The sequence below is a fragment of the Pedobacter puniceum genome, assembly GCF_009674685.1.
In the GTDB taxonomy this organism is placed as follows: Bacteria; Bacteroidota; Bacteroidia; order Sphingobacteriales; family Sphingobacteriaceae; genus Pseudopedobacter; species Pseudopedobacter puniceum.
This window is the reverse complement of the sequence record NZ_WKJI01000004.1, coordinates 24941-47629: the sequence shown is the minus strand read 5'-3', so window position 1 is coordinate 47629 and position 22689 is coordinate 24941. Positions and strand designations below refer to the sequence as shown.

Sequence of the window (22689 nt, the reverse complement as noted above, 5' to 3'; positions counted from 1 at the left end):
ATAATTATTGGAATGGCTTTTTTTATTTAATTTTATACCCTATGGGACTATTTGATTTCTTTAAGAAAAAAGAAAAAACTGTTGAAGAAAAAGAAGCACTAGATAAAGGGCTCGAAAAAACCAAAGACACTTTTTTTTCTAAAATAAGTAAGGCTGTTATTGGAAAATCTACAGTTGACGATGACGTACTAGACGAGTTAGAAGAAATACTGGTAACCTCTGATGTTGGTGTTAGCACTACTTTAAAAATTATTGAAAGAATTCAAGCAAGAGTTGCTAGAGATAAATATTTAAATACGAGTGAACTTAATGGTATTCTTAAAGAAGAAATCCAAGCATTATTAGAAGAAAATAATTCTTCGGACTTTGAGAATCTAGCTTCTTACACTAACCAAAAACCGTATGTAATTATGGTAGTTGGTGTAAATGGCGTTGGAAAAACTACCACCATAGGCAAGTTAGCTTATCAATTAAGAGAAGCTGGGCAAAAAGTTGTTTTAGGTGCTGCCGATACATTTAGAGCTGCAGCTGTAGACCAAATTAAACTTTGGGGAGAGCGTGTTAACGTTAGAGTAGTGTCTCAAGGCATGAATGCCGACCCTGCCTCTGTTGCATTTGACACTTTACAATCTGCTGTTGCGAACCAAGAAGATATAGCCATTATTGATACAGCCGGAAGGTTACATAATAAGGTGGGCTTAATGAACGAGCTTTCTAAGATTAAAAATGTTATGAATAAGGTTGTACCTGGTGCACCTCATGAAATTTTATTGGTTTTAGATGCCTCTACAGGGCAAAATGCTATTGAACAGTGTAAGCAATTTACACAAGCAACAGATGTAAACGCCTTAGCACTAACTAAATTAGATGGTACAGCCAAAGGCGGTGTAGTTATCGGAATTTCTGATCAGTTTAAAATCCCAGTAAAATATATTGGTGTTGGCGAAAAAATGACCGACTTACAGCTTTTCAATAAAAAAGAGTTTGTGGATAGTTTGTTTAATACATGATTACTCAGATTGATTTGATTACACTAATCTCAAGATAATCTATCTATAACATGGCAGAATCAAATTTAGTAAAAGATACTCTTACACATAAGATAATTGGATACTGTTATGAAGTGCATAAAGAATTAGGCTCAGGTTTTTTAGAAAAAATATACGCTAGAGCTCTTATACTTCAATTTAGTAAGGAGAATTTGAAATTTGAGTATGAAAAAGAATTCACAGTTTTATTTCAAGGACAATCTGTAGGTAAATTTAGATGTGATTTTTTAGTAGAAAATAAAATTATTGTTGAATTAAAATCAGTTACCGGAATAATGCCTAAACTTTTTCAAAGTCAAGTAATATCTTATTTAAAAGCTAGTAAAGTAAAAACCGGTTTGTTAATAAATTTCGGCAATACAAGCTGTGAAGTAAAAAGATTCTCTGTTTAAATACAGTGAAATCAAAAAATCGGTGAAATCAAAAAATAATGAAAGTAAAATCAACAAAATCCCCTATCATAAAACCACGTGTTAATGTAGTTACCTTAGGCTGTTCTAAGAACACTTATGACTCTGAGGTTCTTATGGGGCAATTAAAAGGTAATCAAATAGATGTTGTTCATGAGGCAGATCGTGTGCAAGAAAACGATATTATTGTTATCAATACTTGTGGATTCATAGATAATGCTAAGCAAGAATCTATTGATACGATATTGCAGTTTAGCGAGTTAAAAGAACAAGGAAAAGTTGGAAAAGTTATCGTTACCGGATGTTTATCAGAACGTTATACTCCAGAATTATCAGCAGAAATCACCAATGTTGATGCCTGGTTTGGTACTAACGATTTACAAAACCTACTAACCTCGGTAGGTGCCAACTACAAATATGAGTTACTTGGAGAAAGGCTTTTAACAACACCATCGCATTTTGCCTATTTTAAAATAGCCGAAGGTTGTAACAGACCATGCTCTTTTTGTGCTATTCCTTTAATGCGTGGCAAACACCTATCAAAACCTATTGAAGAATTGGTAAAAGAGGCTAAACATTTAGCTAAAAATGGTACAAAAGAACTTATTTTAATTGCTCAAGACCTTACTTATTATGGTTTAGACCTTTATAATGAGCGTAAATTGGCCGATTTAATGCGCCACCTTTCTGATGTTGATGGTATTGAATGGATAAGATTACAATATGCCTATCCGTCTGGTTTCCCTATGGATATTTTGGATGTGATGAATGAGCGCTCTAATATTTGTAATTACTTAGATATGCCACTACAACATATTAGCGATAATATGTTAAAATCTATGCGCAGAGGCACAACTAAACAGAAAACCATCGACTTGGTTAATCAGATTAGAGATAAAGTACCTGATATTGCTATGAGAACCACCTTGATTTGCGGTTACCCAGGCGAGACTCAACAAGATTTTGAGGAAATGTTAAATTGGGTTGAAGAAACCAAATTTGATAGATTAGGCTGTTTCACTTATTCGCATGAAGAAAAAACCCATGCTTATGATTTGATTGATGATGTACCACAAGAAGTAAAAGAAGAACGTGTTGAGGCTATTATGGAAGTGCAGCAAGGTATTTCTTTTGACCTTAACCAGCAGAAAGTTGGCAACACATACAAAGTTTTAATTGATAAAAAAGAAGGCGATTATTTTGTGGGCAGAACACAATTTGATTCTCCGGAAGTAGATAACGAAGTTTTACTACATGCTGCGGATAATTATGCTACTACTGGCAGTTTTGTTCAAGTTAAAATAGACCGAGCCGAGGACTTTGACCTTTATGGAACTATTGTCAAATAATTGATAGAAATAGGGGAAATGATGAATTTCTCCTATTTTCGTTTTCAATGGAAGCTCAGTATATTGATTATGAAGAAACCCGATGTTTCTCAACGGCCTTAATCAGATACATTCGGCAAGATGCCGATTTAAAGCCTTTTTATAAGCACCCAGCAAATATTGCAGGTTTTAAAGCTTTGTTAACAGATAAAAAAGTCATCGCCAACAGGCAAACTTTGGTTGAGGTTTTAAAAGAACAATATCAACAAATCAACAACCAATCTGCTGCTACACAAGCTCATATCAACCAACTATTAGAAGATAATAGTTATACTATTACAACCGGTCATCAACTCAATATTTTTACAGGTCCGCTTTATTTTATATTCAAAATAGTAACTGCTATTAATTTAGCCAAAGACCTTAAAAAAGAGTTTCCTAACCAAAATTTCATTCCTGTTTATTGGATGGCTTCAGAAGATCATGATTTTGAAGAAATTAACCATACTTATATTGGAGGTAAAAAAATAGCGTGGAAAAAAGAAACAGCTGGTGCAACAGGCAGAGTAGATACGAAATCCATCATCCAAGCTTTAAATGAATATAAAGGAATTTTAGGTCTTACTGATAATGCTTTACAATTGAGTAAAATAATTGATAAAGCCTATACCAAGTTTACTAAACTTGCTGATGCTACCAGATATTTAGTGAATGAGCTTTTCGGGAAACACGGTTTGGTGATTATAGATGCAGATCATCCTAAATTAAAAAAACAATTTATCCCTATCATTAAACAAGATATTATTGGGCAGCATAGCTTCAAAAATATCTCTGCTACTAATGAAGCATTAACGGACATTGGGATAACACCGCAAGTTAATGCCAGAGAGATTAATTTCTTTTATTTAACCGATGATTTACGTGAGCGAATCGTTTTTGAAGATAATCAATACCAAGTATTAAATACGGCGATTAGGTTTTCTGAGGATGAATTAAAGCAGGAAATAGAAAATAATCCTGAAAGATTTAGTCCAAATGTGGTGATGCGCCCACTTTATCAAGAAGTGATATTGCCCAACATAGCTTATATAGGCGGTGGTGCCGAGGTTATTTATTGGCTACAACTAAAATCAAATTTTGATTTCTATAAAGTAGATTTCCCTATTTTGATACTTAGAAACTCGGCCATGATTGCCAATACTAAACTTAAGGATAAATTAAGTAGACTAAAATTAGATTTTAAAGATATTTTCGAGGATATAGATACCTTAAAAGCTCGTTGGCTAAAAGTACACTCTAACCATGTTTTAGACTTAAAAAACGAGTGGCGAGAGCTTGAATGTATTTTTGAAAAGTTAAAATTAAGAGCCCATAAGATAGATCCTACTTTATCGCCAAGTACAGAAGCTGTAAAAGTAAGACTAGAAAAAGCCATTCTGAATCTCGAGAAGAAACTCTTAAAAGCCGAAAAAAAGAATTTTGCTGACGCGATGAACAATCTAGATAAAATAAAATCTGCCCTATTCCCTGGTGGAGGTTTGCAAGAACGGAAAGAGAATTTCGGCTTATTTTATGTAGCTCAAGGAGATGATTTTATCCAAAACCTAATCCAACATTTTATACCTTTAGATTTTAAATTTACCATACTTATTTAATGGAATACCATATTTTCCCTGAGCAGCAATTAAGAAGTTTTACAGAAAATATTTTTAAAGCCATGGGATGTTCTGATGAGCATGCCCAACTAGCTGCTGATGTTTTAATAAAAGCTGATTTAAGAGGAATAGACTCTCATGGCGTAGCCCGTTTAACAGGATATGTAAGGCTATGGGAGAAAAAAAGAATTAATACCAAGCCTCATATTAAAGTAGTACACGAAACTAATAGTACGGCTACCGTTAATGGCGATGCAGGATTAGGGCTTATTGTTGCGCCTTGGGCTATGCAAGTAGCTATCAGAAAAGCCGAAGAATGTGGTTCTGGCTGGGTAGCAGTAAGAAACTCGAACCATTTTGGTATTGCCGCTTACCACACTTTGATGGCTGTAGAACAAGATATGATTGGCTTTGCTGTAACCAATGCCAGTCCTTTGGTGGCACCAACCTTTTCTACCGAAAGAATGCTAGGGACCAACCCTATTTGTTACGCTTTTCCAGCAGAAAACTACCCGCCAATGGTGGTAGATATGGCAACTTCAACAGCAGCTAATGGCAAATTAGAAATAGCACAAAGAAAAAACACAGAAGTACCTAGCGGTTGGATACAAGATAAAGAAGGAAATGCTACCATAGACCCCCACGGATTAAAAGCTGGTGGTTCTTTACTACCACTAGGCTCTGATAGAGAACATGGCAGCCATAAAGGATTTGGCTTAAGTGCTACGGTTGATATTTTATCGGCAGTATTATCTGGTGCTAGTTATGGGCCTTGGGCTCCGCCTTTTGTAGCATTTATGGATCCACTGCCAAATCAACCAGGGCAAGGACTTGGTCACTTCTTAGGCGCTATGCGTGTTGATGGCTTTAGACCTAAAGCAGATTTTAAAGCACACATGGATAATTGGATAAAGCGTTTTAAAGAAGCTAAGCCTATTAACGAAAATCAAAAAGTTATCATCCCTGGTGAACCAGAATTAGAAGCAGAAAAGGACAGAAAAATTAATGGTATACCTTTAATAGAAGCTGTTGTTAAAGATATGAACGAGGTTGCTGCCAAATTTGGTTTACAGCAATTATAAAATAATCTAATAATTAGTCATTAAAAAAGCGAACCTCAGCAGAATAGAAGTTCGCTTTTTTTATAAGCTTAAATGAGAATTAATGAATCCCCATAAATAGTCTATTCCATCTTATCTTGTCAAAGAAAGTTCCATTTTCGTTCCAGCTCATCCATACGAATAAAGCTTTACCTACGATATGATCCTCGGGTACAAAACCCCAATATCTAGAGTCTAATGAATTATGACGATTATCTCCCATCATCCAATAATAATTCATTTTAAAAGTATAGGTATTAGATTTTTTCCCATTAATATAAAAGTCATTACCCTTTACTTCTAATTGGTTACCCTCGTACAATTGAATGGCTCTTTTATAGATAGGGTAAGTTAAGCTATCTAAAGTAACTGTCCAGCCTTGTTTAGGAACTATGATAGGCCCGTAATTATCTTCATTCCATTTCAAATTAGGATCATGAGGGAATATCTCTTGTTTAAACTCTCCTTTTTGAGCTATCATAGGCGTAAAAACTTTCACATTTGAGAAAGCTTTCACTTTAGTGATTTCTGTAGATGGCATAATAAAAACATATTCATCGGCACTTACACGCTCTACATCAGTATCTATATCCTCTAAAGCTTTAGGATTAAATTCGCTACCATCAGTTTTAACGTAATAGGTTGTTTGACTTCTTTCTGGAATATCAACCTGTTTTCCGTTTACGAAAACAATACCATTATCTATACTTAAAGTATCGCCGCCAATGGCTAAACATCTTTTAATATAATTCTCACGCTTATCAATTGGACGATTTAAAGGTTCATCAGCGTCCATAGGGTAATTGAAAACCACTACATCATTACGCTTAATATCCTGAAAACCAGGCAAACGGTAATAAGGTAATTGCCAACCATCCCAATAAGCTTTAGTACCTGTTATAGGCATCGTATGATGAGCAAAAGGAAAGGCTATAGGTGTTATAGGTGTACGAGCACCATAATTAACTTTACTTACAAATAAGAAATCGCCTACTAATAAGGAGCGCTCCATTGAACCTGTTGGTATGGTATAGGCCTCTATAAACAAACCACGAATTAAAGTAGCTGCTATAACAGCAAAAATGATAGCATCGAGCCACTCTCTACCTGCACTTTTCTTTTTTGCTGGTGTTTTTTTGTTTTTGTTCTTCTCCCAGAATTTAAAATTCATGTGTGTATTATTTATACATTAAAATTGTACATCTCTTTTACAGAGTAAAAACCTTTTTTACCTTGTAACCATTCCCCAGCTAAAACTGCCCCTAAAGCAAATCCTTGTCTGCCATGTGCTACATGCTTTAATTCTATACGATCTACATCAGAATCATAAATCACAGCATGTGTACCCGGTACTTCGCCTTCTCTGTAAGATTCTATAATTAGATGCTCTGGACGGTGTTGTGTTACATGATTTTCTGAAGCACTTACATCAATCCACTCTTTTTTAGTTTTAAACTCTTCTAAAATATCTTCTGCAATGGTGATGGCTGTACCGCTTGGCGAATCTAATTTATGAATATGATGAATTTCTTCCATACCAACATCATATTGGTCAGAAAAGTTATTCATCATCTTGGCGGCAATTTTACTGATTTGGAAAAATATATTAACCCCTACACTAAAGTTTGAGCCATACATAACAGTTGCATTAGCGCTTAGACAGGCATCTTTTACTTGCTGCAACTGGCCATACCATCCGGTAGTACCAACTACCAATGGCACTTGTGCATCAATACATTTTTGGATATTGGTTAAAACAGTTGCTGGTGTACTAAACTCTATGGCTATATCTGCTTTTTGCAGATTCTCTAATGTAAGCTCATGCGTATTGCTTTCATCTATTTTTAAAACAATTTCGTGATTACGGTCTAAGGCAATGCTCTCAATCATTTTACCCATTTTACCGTAGCCTAGTAATGCTATCTTCATAATTTTATGGTTAATTTAAGCATAGGAACCGGAGCTTGGTTTATGCCGAAAGAATAAACTGGTGTATAAATAGAAGGTGAAATTTTGATGGCTAAATCGTCATCAACATCAAAAGTTGCTAAGCGAGCATCTATATAGGCATCAATCATATTGATACCATAAAAACCTACAAAAGCCAATATACTTAAATCTCTATTTCTTCTATAAAAGTCTTTTGCACTGTAAATTTGTACGTCTGAGGCATTAAGGTATTGTTGTAGTTCTTTACGCCCTTCGCTTCTGGCTTGGCTTTCGCCTAAAAACTCTTTATAAAAACGTTGATTAAAATCGTAAACCAAGCCTATACCTACAAAACCGCCATAAACTAATGGAACTTTCCACCATTTGCCGTTTCTTGCTTGTCCCCAGCCAGGGATAATAGCCGAACGTAAAACAGCTTTACGTGGCGATTGCAGTTCTGTGCTATCTTTAAATAAAGAAAAAACATCTCTATTTAAACGCTGCTTGACAGAAATTTTTGGCTTTTCTACCGATACGGTATCTTTGTTTTGTGCAAAACACAAAACACTAGTACATAGTAAAATCGCAAAAAATAAGGGCTTAAGCATGCTACCAGTCCAAAAGTTCTAAAATCCTGTTCAGGTCATCATCAGATAAAAAAGGAATTTCTATACTTCCTTTTCCGTTTGGCTGAACTTTCATTTTAATTTTAGTTGCAAATTTTGAAGATAAATCGTCCTGTATTTTTTGATACTGGAAAGAAACACCATCTGCTTTTTTAGCCGATTCTGACTTTTTAATACCGTTTTGTTTGATATTTCTTACCAATTCTTCTACTTTTCTTACTGATAAATCTTTATCAATAATCTCTTGAAAAATAAATAGCTGACTGGATGGATCTTCTACACTGATAAGCGCTCTTGCATGCCCCATAGATAAGTGGTTATCTCTGATGGCAGCCTGTATTACCGGAGGTAATTTTAACAAACGCAAATAATTGGTAATGGTTGAGCGATTTTTAGAAACCCTATCACCCAATTCTTCTTGCTTTAAAGAGCACTCATCTATCATTCTTTGGAAACTTAAAGCTACTTCTATAGCATTTAAATTTTCTCTTTGGATGTTCTCTATTAAAGCCATTTCCAGCATCTGCTGGTCGTTAGCGGTACGTATATAAGCCGGTATTTCATCAATACCTGCCATTTTAGTGGCTCTTAATCTTCTCTCACCAGAAATTAATTGATAAGCATCTCCAACCTTACGAACGGTAATAGGCTGAATTAAACCTTGCAGTTTAATAGATTCTGAAAGTTCTTTTAAAGCTTCTTCATCAAACTCAAAACGAGGTTGAAACGGATTAACCTGTATTTGATTAATTTTAATTTTACTGATAGAACCCAAAGAAACAGTATTGATATTCTCTGTAACGATGGGCTGCTGACGTTGATAGGATGTATCCGGAGTATCATTAAGTAAAGCACCTAATCCTTTACCTAAACCAAATTTTCTTTCTTTAGTCATGCTTTATACTACTTCTTTTTGATCAACCGGACTTTCTTTTGATAAACCATTTTTCTTGATAATCTCTCGGGCAAGGTTTAAATAGTTTATTGCTCCTTTAGAGTTAGCATCATGCATAATCACAGAAATGCCAAAGCTTGGCGCCTCGCTTAATCTTGTGTTTCTTGCTATAATAGTTTGGAAAACTAAATCCTCAAAATGTGAACGCACTTCTTCAACTACTTGATTAGAAAGACGTAAACGTACATCATACATGGTTAGTAAAATACCTTCTATTTGTAGTTCTGGATTTAAACGTGTTTGTACTATTTTAATGGTATTTAACAATTTACCCAAACCTTCAAGTGCAAAATATTCGCATTGAACAGGAATAATAACAGAATCTGCAGCGGTAAGCGCATTAATGGTTATCAAACCTAAAGATGGAGAACAATCAATAATAATGAAATCATATTGATCTCTAACTTTTTCTAAAACAGCCTTCATCTTGAACTCGCGTTCGTGAAGGTTAATCATTTCAATCTCTGCACCTACTAAATCTATATGTGCAGGTAATAAATCAAGATTAGGGGTTTCTGTTTTCCTAATAGCCTCTTTAGGATCAACATCATTAATGATACATTCGTAAATACTTGTTTTGATGGTACGAGGATCAAAGCCTATACCTGATGTAGAATTTGCCTGAGGATCGGCATCAACAATTAAAGTTTTAAATTCAAGTACGGCTAAACTTGCTGCTAAATTAATTGAAGAGGTTGTTTTACCTACCCCTCCTTTTTGATTGGCAATTGCTATTATCTTACTCATCTACCTAAAGTGTATGCTATTATGCTTTGTATGTTTTTTTTACAAGGGTTTTAAAAAAGCCATAAATTTGTAATTTTAAGCCCGTTTAACCCTTTTTCATAAAGGGCTAAGATACAAATTTAAACAATATCAATTTCCACACGTTTACAAGACTTATAAACATATCAATATGACTTTAATAATTTCAGCAACTAACAGGCTGAATAGTAATACGCTTAAAGTAGCAAAATATTACCAAAAAATTTTAAAAGCCAAAGGCACAGAAGCTTCTATATTATCTTTAACAGATTTACCAGAAAACTTAATTGCTTCTGATTTATATGGTAAAAGAAGTGCCGAATTCCAGAATATACAACAATTGGTGTCTGCTGCTGATAAATTTCTATTTGTTATTCCAGAATATAATGGCAGTTTCCCAGGCGTTTTAAAAGTTTTTATGGATGCATGTGATTTCCCTCAATCTTTTTATGGCAAAAAAGCAGCACTGGTTGGTATATCATCAGGCAAATATGGGAACATACGTGGTGTAGACCATTTTACTGGTGTTTGTAACTACATGAATATGCAGGTTATGCCCTTAAAAATTCATGTAACAGCGGTACATAAAGAATTAAATGAAGATGCTGATTTCTTTAATGCCGATACAGTTAAATTTTGTGATGAACAGGCAGAAAAATTTATTGCTTTTTAAGCCACATCAAACTTAAGCCAAGCATTACCTTCATAACCAAAATTGAAATATTTTGGTGTGATAATTTCAGCTAAAATCTCAATAGAATCTACTAACCTAGGACCACTTCTGTTAAAATAGTGGTTACCATCGGCAACGTAGATTTTATTGTTTTTAACCGCTTGTAAATTACTCCATTGTGGCTGGCTTAATAAAACATTTATTTCTTGCATGGTTCTAGAGATAGAAAATCCGCATGGCATGATGATGATGATATCAGGATTTGCTTCTGCAATTTCTTCCCAGCTTACAAAGGGAGAATGCTGACCATTTTGAGCCAATAATGATTTACCCCCGGCAATTTCTACTAACTCAGGAATCCAATTCCCTGATACCATTACAGGTTCTAGCCACTCTATACAAGCTACTTTAGGTTTATCATTAAAAAACTTTAGTTTATGTTTTACGATATCTTTTCGCTCTTCTAAATCTTCTATCAAAGTTTCGGCTACAGCCATAGTGTCTGTTGCGGCAGCTATTTTTCTAATATCATCAAAAACATCATTTAAAACTTTTGGCTCTAAAGAAATAATTTGGGTTTGATGACCTATAAAATCGGCTAAAGCCTCTTCTACATCTTTTAAAGAAACAGCACAAACATCACATTGTGCTTGGGTAATGATGATATCAGGTTTTAATTCTTGAATTAAAGCTTTATCAATTTTGTAAATGGATAAAGAATCTGATAAAATTTCTTTAACCTGTTGGTCTATTTCTTTACTGCTACCTGTTGAAGTAAACTTTGCATCAGAGCAAATAGGCAAATACTGGATACTTGCCGGAAAATCGCACTCGTGAGATCGTCCAACCAAATTTTCTTCTAAGCCTAAGGCACAAATAATTTCGGTTGCGGCAGGTAACAAAGAAATAATCCTCTTCATGAATATCAAATTTCCGCAAAGATAGTAAAATCAAAACAGGGATAAACCTATCCGATTTATCCCTGTTTTAAATTGTTTTATTAATGGTTTTAGTTTCCCATACCTCCACCCGCTTGGCCTCCGCCATCACCTTGTTTTAAGTCGTCATTTTTAACACCTTTTTTAGGATTTTGATTAACCTTTAAACTTCCAAATCTCCAACTGAAGTTAACACCAACAGAACGGAAAGGTATGGAGAAGTTGTTAGACTGTATAAATGCCGGGTTTCTAATCTCAGATTCAAAATTCTTGCGATTATTAAATGGATCTATCACATTTAAGCCAATACTTCCTTTTTTATTAAAGAGCTCTTTCTTAAGGCCTAGATTCCACATATTAAATGATGGATTTCTACCTTGAAAAGTTCTTCTAGGAGAATTGGTAATTAAGAAAGTCTCGAAAGTTAACCCCTTAGGCATGGTATAAGTTGCACTTAAGAAACCATTGTACATCAAATAAACTTTATCCTCTATGGCTGATATATTTGCACTAGCTGCTGATAAGTTAATATCGTAAGTATAAATATTGAAATTACCTCTTAGTGTAAGTTTTTTTGTTGGATTAACAGAACCAAAAAAGTTAAATCCTACAGAGTTATTTCTACCAACATTATCATAAGTAGTAAAAGAAATGTTCTTTCCGTCTACGGATCTGTTAGTAATAATACTCTCAATAATATCTTTAGTAGCCCTATAGTAAATAGAAGCATTAATGATAGTTGTTTTAACAAATGTTGAGTAATTAATCTCAAAATTATCTGCCAACTCTGGCCCTAAAAGCGGATTACCTTGAGATTGATTGTAAAAATCGGCCGAATTTAAGAATGGGTTTAAGAAAAACACACTAGGTCTTTGTAAACGTTTATTATAGCTAAATTTTACTGTTTGAAAATTTTTGAACGTTCTTGAAACCACAAAGCTCGGCACAAAATTACCATAATCATTAGTAAAAGGTGTAAAAGCTGCAGTTCCGGTTGCAAAACCATTAATATCTGTAAACTCATATCTACCTCCTACTTTTACACCATACTTTTTAGCTAAGGTAAATCCAAAGGTGGTGTAAGCAGAAAGCACATCTTGATTGTAATCATAAATAAAGTTTCTTCCATCTACTGGGATTCTATTACCTCCTGATAAATCCGCACTATCTACACCAGAATCATTAGTAATATCTCTTAGAATAGCTTTAACACCTGTTTCCCAAACTATTTTTTTGAAAGGATGGGTATAATCTAACTGAAAGGTAGATTCTTTATTGATAGCATCACTTGTACCAATTTCTTGGCGAGCTACGGTAGAAAAATAAGAATCATAATCATTAACCAAATTACTTTGAGTTAGCTGCCAAGCTAATGAAATTTCTTGTCCTTCTTTTTTGAATTTGTGGGTATAATCGTTATTCCAATCATAACCTGTAACCCTATTTTTATTATTAGTTACTCTGGTAAAAGCTTGTTGTACTCCTCCAAAAGAGTTTTTATTATCGTTAAAACCATCAACACCAAACTGAAACCAATTTAATTTAAGGGTAGAGCTAACCGAATTATATTTATTAAAATCATAATCGGCACCAATAGAGCCATTGGTAGCTAAACGCTCAGTAGTACTTCTACCGTTTTGTAAATTAAAATCTCCATTGTTATTAATTCTGTTGAAATCTAGGATAGAAGTTTGTGGCCAAGAATAATAACCTCCTCCATTTGCAGTTACAGTTAACCTACTCTTTTTAAGATTTAGATTTAAGTTTCCACTGTTTTGGCGAATACCAACACCTGCATTTACAGAACCGCTCATGCCTTCTAGGTTATTCTTTTTGGTGATGATATTGATAATCCCTGATGTACCCTCAGCATCGTATTTGGCTGATGGTGATGTAATGACTTCTACGTTTTTAATTTGATCTGCAGGAATTGCTTTTAAAGCATCAGCTATGTTACCTGCCATTGTACCTGATGGTTTACCATTAATTAACACCCTGATGTTTGAGCTTCCTCTTAAAGATACATTACCATCATAATCAACTGATAAAAGTGGTACTTTACGTAAAACATCTGTAGCATTACCGCCAGCAATAGCTACATCTTTCTCTGCATTATAAACCAGTTTATCTATCTTGTTTTCTACTATAGATGTTTGTCCTTCTACAACAACTTCGTTTAAAAGCTTTGCGTTAGGCGACAACTTGATGGTGCCTAAATTAATATCTGGCTTACTATTGGTTGTTGTTACAGGATCTATAATTTTGGTTTGATAACCAATAAAAGAAACGGTGATTCTGTATTTACCGGGTATTATTTTCTCTATTTTGAAAGCGCCTTTATCATCTGCCAAAGAGCCATTGGTTGATTTTGTTTGCTGACTTTTTGATAGTGCGATAGTTGCATAATCTACTGGCTTGTTTGTTATTGAATCTATTACTGTACCTGATATTTTTCCGATAATGGCACTTGACCCGCCACCTGCTCCCATAGGCATTTGAGCAAATGTTTTAGTTGATATAAAAACAACTAATAATAAGTATAAATATTTCATCCCTTGTTTTGTTGTGTTTGCAAAGTTAGAAGCAAAAAAAAAGTAAATGTTACAGGAGTGAAGAAATTATTTTCTCCTGTAACACTTACTTTACCAAACCTCTCTTTAAAAAAGAGAATTACATGTATTTGTTTTGAATTAAATATTCAATAACTCTTGAGAATTGTGGTGCTGTTTGATCTACTTTATCTGCTACGTTACTATTAAAATCTAAAAAGTTAGACCCTGTATGGGTAACGTTATCTTTATAGGTTTTTAATGATGCTTCTAATATACTACGATCTTTTTTCGACTGCTTTAGTACAGATTTAACATCGTAAGTAGCAATTAAAGCTCCCTTTTTGTTGTAAATAGAAACTATATAATTTTTGATTTTAGACTTTGCAGCAACTATCTCCTTTTCATCTGCTTTAATTTTTCCTAAAACCTTGTCTTTTGCTTTGATTTCATCATTCTCTATTACTATATCTGATTTTTTATCATCAAAAGAAGCCGCATTTGAGAAATTAGCACATAGCAGTACAAATAAAATAAAAATTAAATTTTTCATAGTTTTTGGGTTGTTAATTTGTTTAGTATAGATTGTTACGTAAAGATAGTATTTACGGTTTTAATTATTTAATTCTAAACTACAATATTAACAATTCTTCCTTTTACTATTATCACCTTTTTAGGGGATTTCCCTTCTAAATATTTTTGAACAGCTTCGTTTGCTAAAACTTCTTTCTCTATGTCTGCCGGCTCCATACTTAATGGGAAGCTTAAATTAGTTCTGGTTTTACCATTTATAGAAATAGGATAATTAAAATCATTCTCTACCAAATACTCCGGATTAAATTTAGGGAAGTTTGCATAAGAAATTGTTCCTTCTGCATTTCCCAATAAAGCCCAAAGTTCTTCTGTAACATGTGGTGCATAAGGGTGCAACAGCAAAACTAAATCTTGAAGGATAGCTCTTTTGTTACATTTTAAATCGGTTAACTCATTAACCGCAATCATAAAACTAGAAACCGAGGTATTGAAAGAAAAACGTTCTATATCTTCTTCTACCTTTTTGATGATTTTATGTAAAGCTTTTAACTCGGCTTTGTTTGGTGCTTCGTCAGAAACTACAAAATTGAAAGCATCATCATGAAACAATTTCCAAAACTTTCTTAAAAACTTAAATACACCTTCTATACCATTGGTATTCCATGGTTTGCTTTGCTCTAGAGGGCCTAAGAACATTTCGTACATGCGTAGGGTGTCTGCTCCGTAACGTTCTGTTAAATCATCAGGGTTAACCACGTTGAATTTGGATTTAGACATTTTTTCTACTTCAGCCCCGCAAATGTATTTAGCCTCACCCCTGCCCTCTCCAAAGGAGAGGGAGTTGGTTCCATCCTCAAAAATAAAGACAGCATCTTTATACTCAGGTCTTGATGCTTTGAATTTTTCAGTATCTAATATGTCATTGTTTACGATATTGACATCAACGTGAAGGTCTACAAATGAATCTTTTGATATAGTTATTGTTTGTGTTCCTTCCACAGCCACTTTAAATAGAACATCTTTAAAATCGTACAAAAACTTAGTACTTTCAGTAATAACTATATCCTTGAAACCTAAGGAAATTGTGTTCGCAGTAAATGTTAAATAAGCATCATTATGTTTAAAAAACTGCATTAAAAGATTAAACTGATTATAAGAAATAAATATTCTTTTTAGATTCCTGTTGAATAAGTCATCATCAAATTTATCCCCAAAACCAGTTGTAGAAAGATTGTTAATCCTATAAACAAAATTAGACCTTCCCTGAATCATCCCCTGGTTAATCAATTTTTTGAAAGGTTCTTCTTCTGTTACATAGCCTAAATCTTTTAAGAATTTATTCCAAAAACGGCTATATAATAAGTGTCCTGTAGCATGCTCAGAACCACCTATGTATAAATCAACATCTTTCCAATAAGCTATTTTATCTTTATCAGCGAAAGCGTTTTCATTTTTTGCATCCATATAACGATACCAATACCAACTACTACCTGCCCAACCTGGCATGGTACTTAATTCGTACTCGTATTCGTCTTTATATTTCCAGTCTTTGGCTCTTCCTAGCGGTGGTTCACCAGATTCTGTAGGCAAGTATTTATCAACTTCTGGCAGCATCAATGGCAATTCGCTTTCATCTATTAAGTATGGTAGGCCATTTTTAAAATAAACAGGAACAGGCTCTCCCCAATAACGCTGGCGACCAAAAATAGCATCACGCATACGGTAATTTATTTTTGCGTACCCCATACCTTCTTGCTCTAAAAATGCAATAACTTTAGCTGTTGCCTCTTTATAGTTTAAGCCGTTGATAAATCCTGAATTAACATACTGACCTTCTTTAGTTGGATCGGCCTCGTTTTCCATTTGCTGTGCATCTAAGATTTGGATGATTGGCAAATTGTACTGCTGTGCAAATAAATAATCACGCTGGTCTCCGGAAGGAACAGCCATAACAGCACCTGTACCATAACCTGCTAATACGTAATCAGCTATCCAAATTGGCACTCTGGCACCATCAACCGGGTTGATGGCATAAGCTCCTGTAAAAGCTCCTGAAACCGTTTTAGTATCGGCCATACGATCTAATTCTGATTTCTTTTTGGTTTGAGCAATATAAGCTTCAATTTCTGCTTTTTGTGCAGCCGTAGTAATTTGCGCTACCAATTCATGCTCTGGAGCTAACACCAAGAATGAAACACCAAAGATGGTATCTACACGGGTTGTGAAAACTTCAATCAAGTCCGAAGTCCGCAGACGGAGGTCCGAAGAGTCCTGGCTTCCGACCTCGGACGTCGGTCTTTCCAGACTAAATTTCACCATCGCTCCAACACTCTTCCCTATCCAGTTGCGCTGCATTTCTTTTAGAGGCTCTGGCCAATCTATATCATTTAAACCTTGTAGCAATCTCTCAGCGTAAGCGGTAATACGCATACTCCACTGCATCATTTTCTTTTGCTCTACAGGGTGGCCACCACGCTCAGAAAATCCATCTTTAACTTCATCATTAGCTAATACGGTACCTAAAGCCGGGCACCAATTAACAGTACTTTCTTTTAAAAAGGTTAAACGGTATTTTAGCAATTCTGCTTGTTTCTCTTCTTCAGAAAAAGCAGCCCAATCTGTTGGTAAAAGTTTTTGTGTATCATCATCAGAAACGGTATTTAAATTAGCAGTTCCTTGTGTTTCTAAATGATGTATTAACGTAGAAATATGCTCTGCCTTATCAGTAGATTTATTATACCAAGCGTTAAACAATTGCATAAAAATCCACTGCGTCCATTTATAATAATCAGGAGAGCTGGTACGCACTTCTTTACTCCAATCAAAAGAAAAGCCTAGATTATCTAATTGCTCACGATATCTTTTAATGTTAGCCTCTGTGGTAATTGCCGGGTGTTGCCCCGTTTGTATGGCATATTGTTCTGCTGGTAAACCAAAAGAATCATAACCCATAGGGTGCAAAACGTTAAAGCCTTTTAATCTTTTATAACGAGCAAAAATATCAGAAGCTATATAACCCAGTGGATGCCCAACATGTAAACCTGCACCAGATGGATAAGGGAACATATCTAAGACATAATATTTGGGTTTGGTGGTATCGGTTTCTACTTTATAAGTTTGGTTTTGAGCCCAGAAATTTTGCCACTTAGCTTCTATACTTTTAAATTGATAATCCATTTCGCAATTCTTTATTTGTGCGAAAATAAAAAATTAATGTATAGGCTTTAGGGTTTTATTTATTTTAAGATGTTGAGTTTATAAAATATCAAGAAACAAAAACGTTATTTAAATATTTTAAAAGCCAAAAAATGTTAAATTCTACAGTTTACAAGTAATCATGCTTATTTTAGACTAAGGTTTCTTATTTTCGCAGAAATAATCGTCAGTTTTTATGGAAGAATTTGAAGATAGCAGAGCATCAAAAAAAACCAAAACCATTTATATCTCAACCGTTATAAGCATTTCTTTAGTGTTATTAATGGTAGGTTTACTAGGTTTAATTCTGGTACATGGTAAAAATTTATCAAACTACGTTAAAGAAAACATTGTGCTTAACTTGGTAATTAACGAGGGCACAAAAGAAGTTGATATTTTAGCTCTACAAAAACAAATAGAAGCAAATGGTTATGTAAAATCTACACAATATGTGAGTAAAGAAACAGCTGCTGTAAACCTTACTAAAGATTTAGGTGAAGATTTTATTAAGTTTTTGGGCTATAATCCTTTACTTTCTTCTATTGATGTTTATTTAAAAGCAGAATATGCAAATAATCAAAGTATTGAGATTTTAAGTAAACAGCTTCAAAAAAATCCGATGATTAATGAAGTGAGGTATCAAAAATCTTTGGTAGATATGATTAACCAAAATATCAGAACTATTTCATTAGTGATTTTTGGATTTGGTGCTGTACTTTTAATTATTGCTATTGCATTAATTAATAATACTATAAGACTAGCCATCTACTCGCAACGTTTCTTAATAAAAAGTATGCAGCTGGTAGGTGCCACAAGAAGTTTTATAAGAAAACCTTTTTTAGTATATGGCTTTTTACACGGCTTAATTGCCGGTTTAATAGCCATTATTTTGTTGCTTTTAACTTTATATTTTGCACAACAGCAAATTCCTGAACTGGTAATATTAGAAAATTATTATGAGTTTGCAGTTGTATTTATAGCTGTAATTGGCGTTGGTATCTTTATATCTTGCTTAAGTACTTACTTCGCTGTTACAAAATATTTGAAATTAAAAATTTACGATTTATACAGATAAACCATGTCTCAAAAACCAACATCAACTCCAGAAAATAAAGTTCAATTTGTTTTTGGTAAAAGCAATTATCAGTTTTTGGTGATTAGTATTGCTATCGTAATAATTGGTTTTGCTTTAATGACAGGCGATAAAGATATTTACGATTTTAGAAAAACTGTTTTAGCACCTATTGTGGTTTTAGCTGGCTTTGCTTTAGGCTTTTATGCTATCTTAAAAAAATCAACACCTAAATCTCATTAATGAATCTTTTAGAAGCTATTATTTTAGCCATTATAGAAGGTTTAACAGAGTTTTTACCAGTTTCTTCTACTGGCCACATGATTATTGCCTCTTCTTTAATGGGCATACAATCAAATAACTTTGTTAAACTATTTACCGTTGCCATACAATTAGGTACTATTCTATCGGTTTTTGTACTTTATTTTAAAAGATTTTTTAGATCTATAGAGTTCTATTTCAAACTATTAGTAGCCTTTATACCAGCCATTATTTTTGGTGTTCTTTTTAGCGATAAAATAGACGAATTATTAGAAAGCCCACTTACGGTAGCCATTTCTTTATTGGTAGGAGGTGTTATCTTACTATTTGTTGATAAATGGTTTAAAGATGGAAATATAGATGATTCTGATGCTATTAACTATCCAACAGCTTTTAAAATAGGCTTGTTTCAATGTATTGCGATGATACCTGGCGTTTCTAGGTCGGCGGCTAGTATTATAGGTGGGATGACACAAAAATTGAGTAGAAAAGCAGCTGCAGAATTTTCTTTCTTTTTAGCTGTGCCTACCATGTTTGCAGCAACAGCAAAAAAACTATTCGATTTCTATAAAGACGGCAATACCATTACCACCGAGGAATTAAACTTACTTTTAATTGGCAACATAGTTGGTTTTGTAGTAGCATTAATTGCCATAAAAAGTTTTATAGGTTATTTAAGCAGGCATGGCTTTAAAGTATTTGGAATATACAGAATTATAGTTGGAGCCATATTAATTGCTTTTATATTAAGCGGAGCCAACCTACAAGTGATGTAATGGAAGAAGTTCAAGAAAAGAAATTCCCAGATTTTAATTTTACTGCAGGCGAAGTTTTATTGATTAATAAGCCTTATAAATGGACATCTTTCGATGTAGTAGGTAAACTGCGTAATTCCTTTAAGCCCTTAAAATTAAAAGTTGGTCATGCAGGTACTTTAGACCCATTAGCTACAGGTTTATTAATCATTTGTACAGGAAAACTCACCAAACAAATAGACACTTATCAGGCCGAGGAGAAAGAATATACAGGCACTATAACTGTTGGAGCTACTACTCCTTCTTATGATTTAGAAACAGAGGTTGACCAACATTTTGATACTTCTGCACTTACAGAAGATGCTATAAAAGACAATACCAAACATTTTATTGGCGAACTAGACCAATTTCCACCAGCACATTCTGCCATTAAAGTAGATGGTGAAAGGCTTTACATGAAAGCAAGAAGAGGTGAAGATGTTGAACTAAAGTCAAGAAAAGTTACCATTTCTGAGTTTGAAATTACTAGAATAGAACTTCCTGAAATAGATTTTAGAGTGGTTTGTAGTAAAGGAACGTATATACGTTCTCTGGCTCATGATTTTGGTAAAAAACTAAATAACGGCGCTTATTTAAGTAAACTTAGAAGAACCAAAAGTGGTAATTTTAATATTGATGATGCTTTTGAGATTATGGAATTGGTAAATCACATCAGAGAGATTAAACAAAACCCTGATTTTAAATAATTCAGTATCATGAAGATTTATAATCATATAAATGAGTTTAAGAAGCTAGATAACGCTGTAGTTACCATAGGTACTTTTGATGGTGTACATCTAGGTCATCAAAAAATAATAGGAAAACTTGTTGAAGAAGCTGCCAAAACAAACGGAGAAACAGTTATCCTCACTTTTTTTCCGCATCCAAGAATGATTCTTCATCCTGAAGATCATCAGCTAAAACTTATCAATAACATGATAGAAAAAGCTGCTTTACTAAGTAGCTTAGGTGTAAACCATCTAATTATAACACCCTTTACCAGAGATTTCTCTAACCTAAGTCCTGAGAACTATATCAAAGACATTCTTGTTGATAAAATTGGAACCAAAACCATCATTATTGGTTACGACCACAGGTTTGGTAAAGACCGTAGCGGAAGCTTAAAAGAGCTCCAACATTTTTCAACTACTTTTAATTATAAAGTTGAAGAAATACCCGAGCAAGATATTAACGATGTTACAGTTTCATCAACCAAAATAAGAGAAGCTATTTTAGCTGGTGATGTAAAAACAGCTCATGATTTTATGGGGCATCCTTTTTCTTTAACCGGAAAAGTTATCAAAGGCGACCAAATTGGGCGTACCCTTGGCTACCCTACTGCCAATTTATTTATTGAAGAAAACTATAAGCTTATTCCGTCTGACGGGATTTATGCTGTAGAGGTTAAAATTCAGGATTTGAGAAATAAAAATCAAGTGATTGATAACCCTTTTCAACCAAATCAATCAAAAATCAAAAATCAAAAATCAAAAATATATAAAGGCATGGCTTATATTGGCCACAGGCCAACCATTAACGGAATGAGCCAAAATATTGAAGTAAATATTTTTGATTTTGCCGATGATATTTACCATCAACATATTCAATTAGATTTTCTTCACTTTATTAGACATGATATTAAATTCGAAAATCTAGAGCAACTTACCGCTCAACTTGCTAAAGATAAAATTGCTGTAGAGAAAATATTTGTATCTTAAATTTATAGCTATTGGCTGATATTTTGCCAGCTTATTTTAAAGGGTTAAATATGAATATAGACCGCGAGAAAGCAGAGTTTTTAGATGAAATGATAGATTATTGGCAACAAGAATCTATCATTGAAGAAGAAACTGCCAAAAAGCTAAAATCTTCTTATGAAACCAAAGCATTTGATTGGCGCAAATTAGCACAATACTCTATTTATATTGCACTAGCTTGTGGTGTATTTGCTTTAGGCTCCCTCCTTATTGATGATGAAATACTAAATTTTATTTATCAAATTTACGATGCTCCAAATTATGTCATCAGTTTATTATCTTTTGCTATAGCCGCTTGGATACTTCATAGGGGCAATAAAAGAAGAATAATCTTACCTAAACAGCAATTCACAAATGAAGCCTTACTTTTTATAGGTGTGATGCTTATTGCAAATGGTTTAGCTTACTTAGGAAAATCTTTTCAAGGTAATACTGATAGATATTCTACTATTTTCCTGATGGCGATACCTGTTTATGCATTTTTAGGCTATTTCTTTAAATCTAGGTTGATATGGGCTTTTGCGCTATTCTCCCTAGGCGCTTGGTTTGGTACAGAAAGCAGCTATCTATCAAGAAGTAATTTTTATTTCTTAGGGATGAATTACCCTTTACGTTTTGTTTGTTTTGGAGCTATACTAACTGCTTTATCTTTTACATTAAAGAATATTAAAAAACATCAATTTCTTTTTCAAACCACTTATTTTATTGGTTTATTATACTCATTTTCGGCACTTTGGCTCTTATCAATTTTCGGAAATTTTGCTTCCATAGACCAATGGTATCAGGTAAACCAAATACAGCTTTTTGCTTGGGCTTTACTTTCTATTTCCATCTGTATCATTACCCTATTTATTGGCTTTAAGTTTAAAGATGAAATGGCTAGAGAGTTTGGGGCTACCTTTCTCATCATTAACTTATACAGCAGGTTTTTTGAATATTTCTGGGATAGCTGGCATAAAGCTTTATTCTTCTTTATTTTAGCTATTTCTTTTTGGTTGATTGGGCGTAAAGCAGAAAAAATTTGGAATCTAGAATTCCTAAAAAAGTAAAAGCCCTCCAAATTTGAAGGGCTTTAAGATATATTAGTGTGTTAGTGTGT

21 protein-coding genes are annotated in these 22689 nt (G+C 33.8%); 12 read left to right on the top strand and 9 right to left on the bottom strand.

Going from position 1 to position 22689, the window contains the following annotated elements:
- The first annotated feature begins 41 nt into the window (after nt 1-41).
- From ftsY to GJJ64_RS13730, 5 genes are read left to right on the top strand one after another with little or no spacing between them, the layout of a single operon-like run.
- Nucleotides 42-1010, top strand: a complete 969-nt coding sequence (ftsY, locus tag GJJ64_RS13750; protein WP_154288352.1) for a signal recognition particle-docking protein FtsY — start codon at nt 42-44, stop codon at nt 1008-1010.
- 50 nt (nt 1011-1060) lie between these two features.
- Nucleotides 1061-1441 carry a GxxExxY protein gene (locus tag GJJ64_RS13745; RefSeq protein WP_154288351.1) on the top strand — a complete coding sequence of 127 codons (381 nt, stop codon included), beginning with the start codon at nt 1061-1063 and terminating at the stop codon, nt 1439-1441.
- 38 nt (nt 1442-1479) lie between these two features.
- Entirely contained in the window at nt 1480-2808 is a 1329-nt protein-coding gene (gene rimO / locus GJJ64_RS13740) for a 30S ribosomal protein S12 methylthiotransferase RimO (protein ID WP_154288350.1), read from the top strand.
- Between the two features lie 47 nt (nt 2809-2855).
- Nucleotides 2856-4442: a bacillithiol biosynthesis cysteine-adding enzyme BshC gene (gene bshC, locus GJJ64_RS13735; RefSeq protein ID WP_154288349.1), complete on the top strand. Its 1587-nt coding sequence runs from the start codon at nt 2856-2858 to the stop codon at nt 4440-4442.
- Complete coding sequence (locus GJJ64_RS13730) at nt 4442-5524, top strand: Ldh family oxidoreductase (RefSeq protein WP_154288348.1); 1083 nt, start codon at nt 4442-4444, stop codon at nt 5522-5524. Before bshC ends, GJJ64_RS13730 begins: the two co-directional genes overlap by 1 nt.
- Before the next feature lie 79 nt (nt 5525-5603).
- Here GJJ64_RS13730 and lepB read toward each other — a convergent pair whose 3' ends face one another.
- From lepB to GJJ64_RS13705, 5 genes are read right to left on the bottom strand one after another with little or no spacing between them, the layout of a single operon-like run.
- Nucleotides 5604-6713, bottom strand: a complete 1110-nt coding sequence (lepB, locus tag GJJ64_RS13725) for a signal peptidase I (RefSeq protein ID WP_154288347.1) — start codon at nt 6711-6713, stop codon at nt 5604-5606.
- Nucleotides 6714-6724: 11 nt separating this feature from the next.
- A complete protein-coding gene (gene dapB / locus GJJ64_RS13720; protein WP_154288346.1) occupies nt 6725-7471 on the bottom strand; it encodes a 4-hydroxy-tetrahydrodipicolinate reductase in 747 nt (248 codons plus the stop codon).
- Nucleotides 7468-8079: a DUF5683 domain-containing protein gene (locus tag GJJ64_RS13715; protein WP_154288345.1), complete on the bottom strand. Its 612-nt coding sequence runs from the start codon at nt 8077-8079 to the stop codon at nt 7468-7470. Before GJJ64_RS13715 ends, dapB begins: the two co-directional genes overlap by 4 nt.
- A 1-nt stretch (nt 8080) precedes the next feature.
- Nucleotides 8081-8992: a ParB/RepB/Spo0J family partition protein gene (locus GJJ64_RS13710; protein WP_154288344.1), complete on the bottom strand. Its 912-nt coding sequence runs from the start codon at nt 8990-8992 to the stop codon at nt 8081-8083.
- A 3-nt stretch (nt 8993-8995) separates the two neighbouring features.
- The gene (locus GJJ64_RS13705; RefSeq protein WP_154288343.1) at nt 8996-9799 is read right to left on the bottom strand and encodes a ParA family protein; all 804 of its coding nucleotides are present in this window, start codon (nt 9797-9799) and stop codon (nt 8996-8998) included.
- Between the two features lie 169 nt (nt 9800-9968).
- Here GJJ64_RS13705 and GJJ64_RS13700 point away from each other — a divergent pair, with 169 nt between their 5' ends.
- The gene (locus tag GJJ64_RS13700; RefSeq protein WP_154288342.1) at nt 9969-10490 is read left to right on the top strand and encodes an NADPH-dependent FMN reductase; all 522 of its coding nucleotides are present in this window, start codon (nt 9969-9971) and stop codon (nt 10488-10490) included.
- On the opposite strand, the gene GJJ64_RS13695 is transcribed toward GJJ64_RS13700, so the two are convergent.
- From GJJ64_RS13695 to GJJ64_RS13680, 4 genes are all read right to left on the bottom strand, one after another.
- The gene (locus GJJ64_RS13695; protein WP_154288341.1) at nt 10487-11410 is read right to left on the bottom strand and encodes a cobalamin-binding protein; all 924 of its coding nucleotides are present in this window, start codon (nt 11408-11410) and stop codon (nt 10487-10489) included. The two genes, GJJ64_RS13700 and GJJ64_RS13695, sit on opposite strands and share 4 nt — an antisense overlap.
- Before the next feature lie 89 nt (nt 11411-11499).
- Nucleotides 11500-13980 (bottom strand): TonB-dependent receptor domain-containing protein, encoded by a 2481-nt coding sequence (locus tag GJJ64_RS13690; RefSeq protein WP_154288340.1) that lies wholly within the window; start codon nt 13978-13980, stop codon nt 11500-11502.
- A gap of 118 nt (nt 13981-14098) precedes the next feature.
- The gene (locus tag GJJ64_RS13685; RefSeq protein ID WP_154288339.1) at nt 14099-14530 is read right to left on the bottom strand and encodes a hypothetical protein; all 432 of its coding nucleotides are present in this window, start codon (nt 14528-14530) and stop codon (nt 14099-14101) included.
- Between the two features lie 74 nt (nt 14531-14604).
- Nucleotides 14605-17688 (bottom strand): leucine--tRNA ligase, encoded by a 3084-nt coding sequence (locus GJJ64_RS13680; RefSeq protein WP_154288338.1) that lies wholly within the window; start codon nt 17686-17688, stop codon nt 14605-14607.
- Between the two features lie 214 nt (nt 17689-17902).
- Here GJJ64_RS13680 and GJJ64_RS13675 point away from each other — a divergent pair, with 214 nt between their 5' ends.
- From GJJ64_RS13675 to GJJ64_RS13650, 6 genes are read left to right on the top strand one after another with little or no spacing between them, the layout of a single operon-like run.
- The gene (locus tag GJJ64_RS13675) at nt 17903-18781 is read left to right on the top strand and encodes a cell division protein FtsX (RefSeq protein WP_154288337.1); all 879 of its coding nucleotides are present in this window, start codon (nt 17903-17905) and stop codon (nt 18779-18781) included.
- Nucleotides 18782-18784: 3 nt separating this feature from the next.
- Nucleotides 18785-19021, top strand: a complete 237-nt coding sequence (locus GJJ64_RS13670; protein WP_154288336.1) for a DUF3098 domain-containing protein — start codon at nt 18785-18787, stop codon at nt 19019-19021.
- Entirely contained in the window at nt 19021-19815 is a 795-nt protein-coding gene (locus GJJ64_RS13665; RefSeq protein WP_154288335.1) for an undecaprenyl-diphosphate phosphatase, read from the top strand. The genes GJJ64_RS13670 and GJJ64_RS13665 overlap by 1 nt, the downstream gene beginning before the upstream one ends.
- Complete coding sequence (gene truB / locus GJJ64_RS13660) at nt 19815-20540, top strand: tRNA pseudouridine(55) synthase TruB (protein ID WP_154288334.1); 726 nt, start codon at nt 19815-19817, stop codon at nt 20538-20540. The genes GJJ64_RS13665 and truB overlap by 1 nt, the downstream gene beginning before the upstream one ends.
- A 9-nt stretch (nt 20541-20549) precedes the next feature.
- Nucleotides 20550-21551: a bifunctional riboflavin kinase/FAD synthetase gene (locus GJJ64_RS13655; RefSeq protein WP_154288333.1), complete on the top strand. Its 1002-nt coding sequence runs from the start codon at nt 20550-20552 to the stop codon at nt 21549-21551.
- 11 nt (nt 21552-21562) lie between these two features.
- Nucleotides 21563-22639, top strand: coding sequence for a DUF2157 domain-containing protein (locus tag GJJ64_RS13650; RefSeq protein ID WP_229655547.1), 1077 nt, complete (start codon nt 21563-21565; stop codon nt 22637-22639).
- Nucleotides 22640-22689: the final 50 nt, after the last annotated feature.

Excerpts from the sequence above, each read along its gene's own strand:
- GJJ64_RS13715 (WP_154288345.1), bottom strand. The coding sequence starts at position 8,079 with ATGCTTAAGCCCTTATTTTTTGCGATTTTACTATGTACTAGTGTTTTG.
- GJJ64_RS13685 (WP_154288339.1), bottom strand. The coding sequence starts at position 14,530 with ATGAAAAATTTAATTTTTATTTTATTTGTACTGCTATGTGCTAATTTC.
- GJJ64_RS13745 (WP_154288351.1), top strand. The coding sequence starts at position 1,061 with ATGGCAGAATCAAATTTAGTAAAAGATACTCTTACACATAAGATAATT.
- GJJ64_RS13730 (WP_154288348.1), top strand. The coding sequence starts at position 4,442 with ATGGAATACCATATTTTCCCTGAGCAGCAATTAAGAAGTTTTACAGAA.
- ftsY (WP_154288352.1), top strand. The coding sequence starts at position 42 with ATGGGACTATTTGATTTCTTTAAGAAAAAAGAAAAAACTGTTGAAGAA.
- rimO (WP_154288350.1), top strand. The coding sequence starts at position 1,480 with ATGAAAGTAAAATCAACAAAATCCCCTATCATAAAACCACGTGTTAAT.
- truB (WP_154288334.1), top strand. The coding sequence starts at position 19,815 with ATGGAAGAAGTTCAAGAAAAGAAATTCCCAGATTTTAATTTTACTGCA.
- GJJ64_RS13665 (WP_154288335.1), top strand. The coding sequence starts at position 19,021 with ATGAATCTTTTAGAAGCTATTATTTTAGCCATTATAGAAGGTTTAACA.
- GJJ64_RS13680 (WP_154288338.1), bottom strand. The coding sequence starts at position 17,688 with ATGGATTATCAATTTAAAAGTATAGAAGCTAAGTGGCAAAATTTCTGG.
- GJJ64_RS13670 (WP_154288336.1), top strand. The coding sequence starts at position 18,785 with ATGTCTCAAAAACCAACATCAACTCCAGAAAATAAAGTTCAATTTGTT.
- bshC (WP_154288349.1), top strand. The coding sequence starts at position 2,856 with ATGGAAGCTCAGTATATTGATTATGAAGAAACCCGATGTTTCTCAACG.
- GJJ64_RS13655 (WP_154288333.1), top strand. The coding sequence starts at position 20,550 with ATGAAGATTTATAATCATATAAATGAGTTTAAGAAGCTAGATAACGCT.
- dapB (WP_154288346.1), bottom strand. The coding sequence starts at position 7,471 with ATGAAGATAGCATTACTAGGCTACGGTAAAATGGGTAAAATGATTGAG.
- lepB (WP_154288347.1), bottom strand. The coding sequence starts at position 6,713 with ATGAATTTTAAATTCTGGGAGAAGAACAAAAACAAAAAAACACCAGCA.
- GJJ64_RS13675 (WP_154288337.1), top strand. The coding sequence starts at position 17,903 with ATGGAAGAATTTGAAGATAGCAGAGCATCAAAAAAAACCAAAACCATT.
- GJJ64_RS13700 (WP_154288342.1), top strand. The coding sequence starts at position 9,969 with ATGACTTTAATAATTTCAGCAACTAACAGGCTGAATAGTAATACGCTT.
- GJJ64_RS13710 (WP_154288344.1), bottom strand. The coding sequence starts at position 8,992 with ATGACTAAAGAAAGAAAATTTGGTTTAGGTAAAGGATTAGGTGCTTTA.
- GJJ64_RS13690 (WP_154288340.1), bottom strand. The coding sequence starts at position 13,980 with ATGAAATATTTATACTTATTATTAGTTGTTTTTATATCAACTAAAACA.
- GJJ64_RS13705 (WP_154288343.1), bottom strand. The coding sequence starts at position 9,799 with ATGAGTAAGATAATAGCAATTGCCAATCAAAAAGGAGGGGTAGGTAAA.
- GJJ64_RS13695 (WP_154288341.1), bottom strand. The coding sequence starts at position 11,410 with ATGAAGAGGATTATTTCTTTGTTACCTGCCGCAACCGAAATTATTTGT.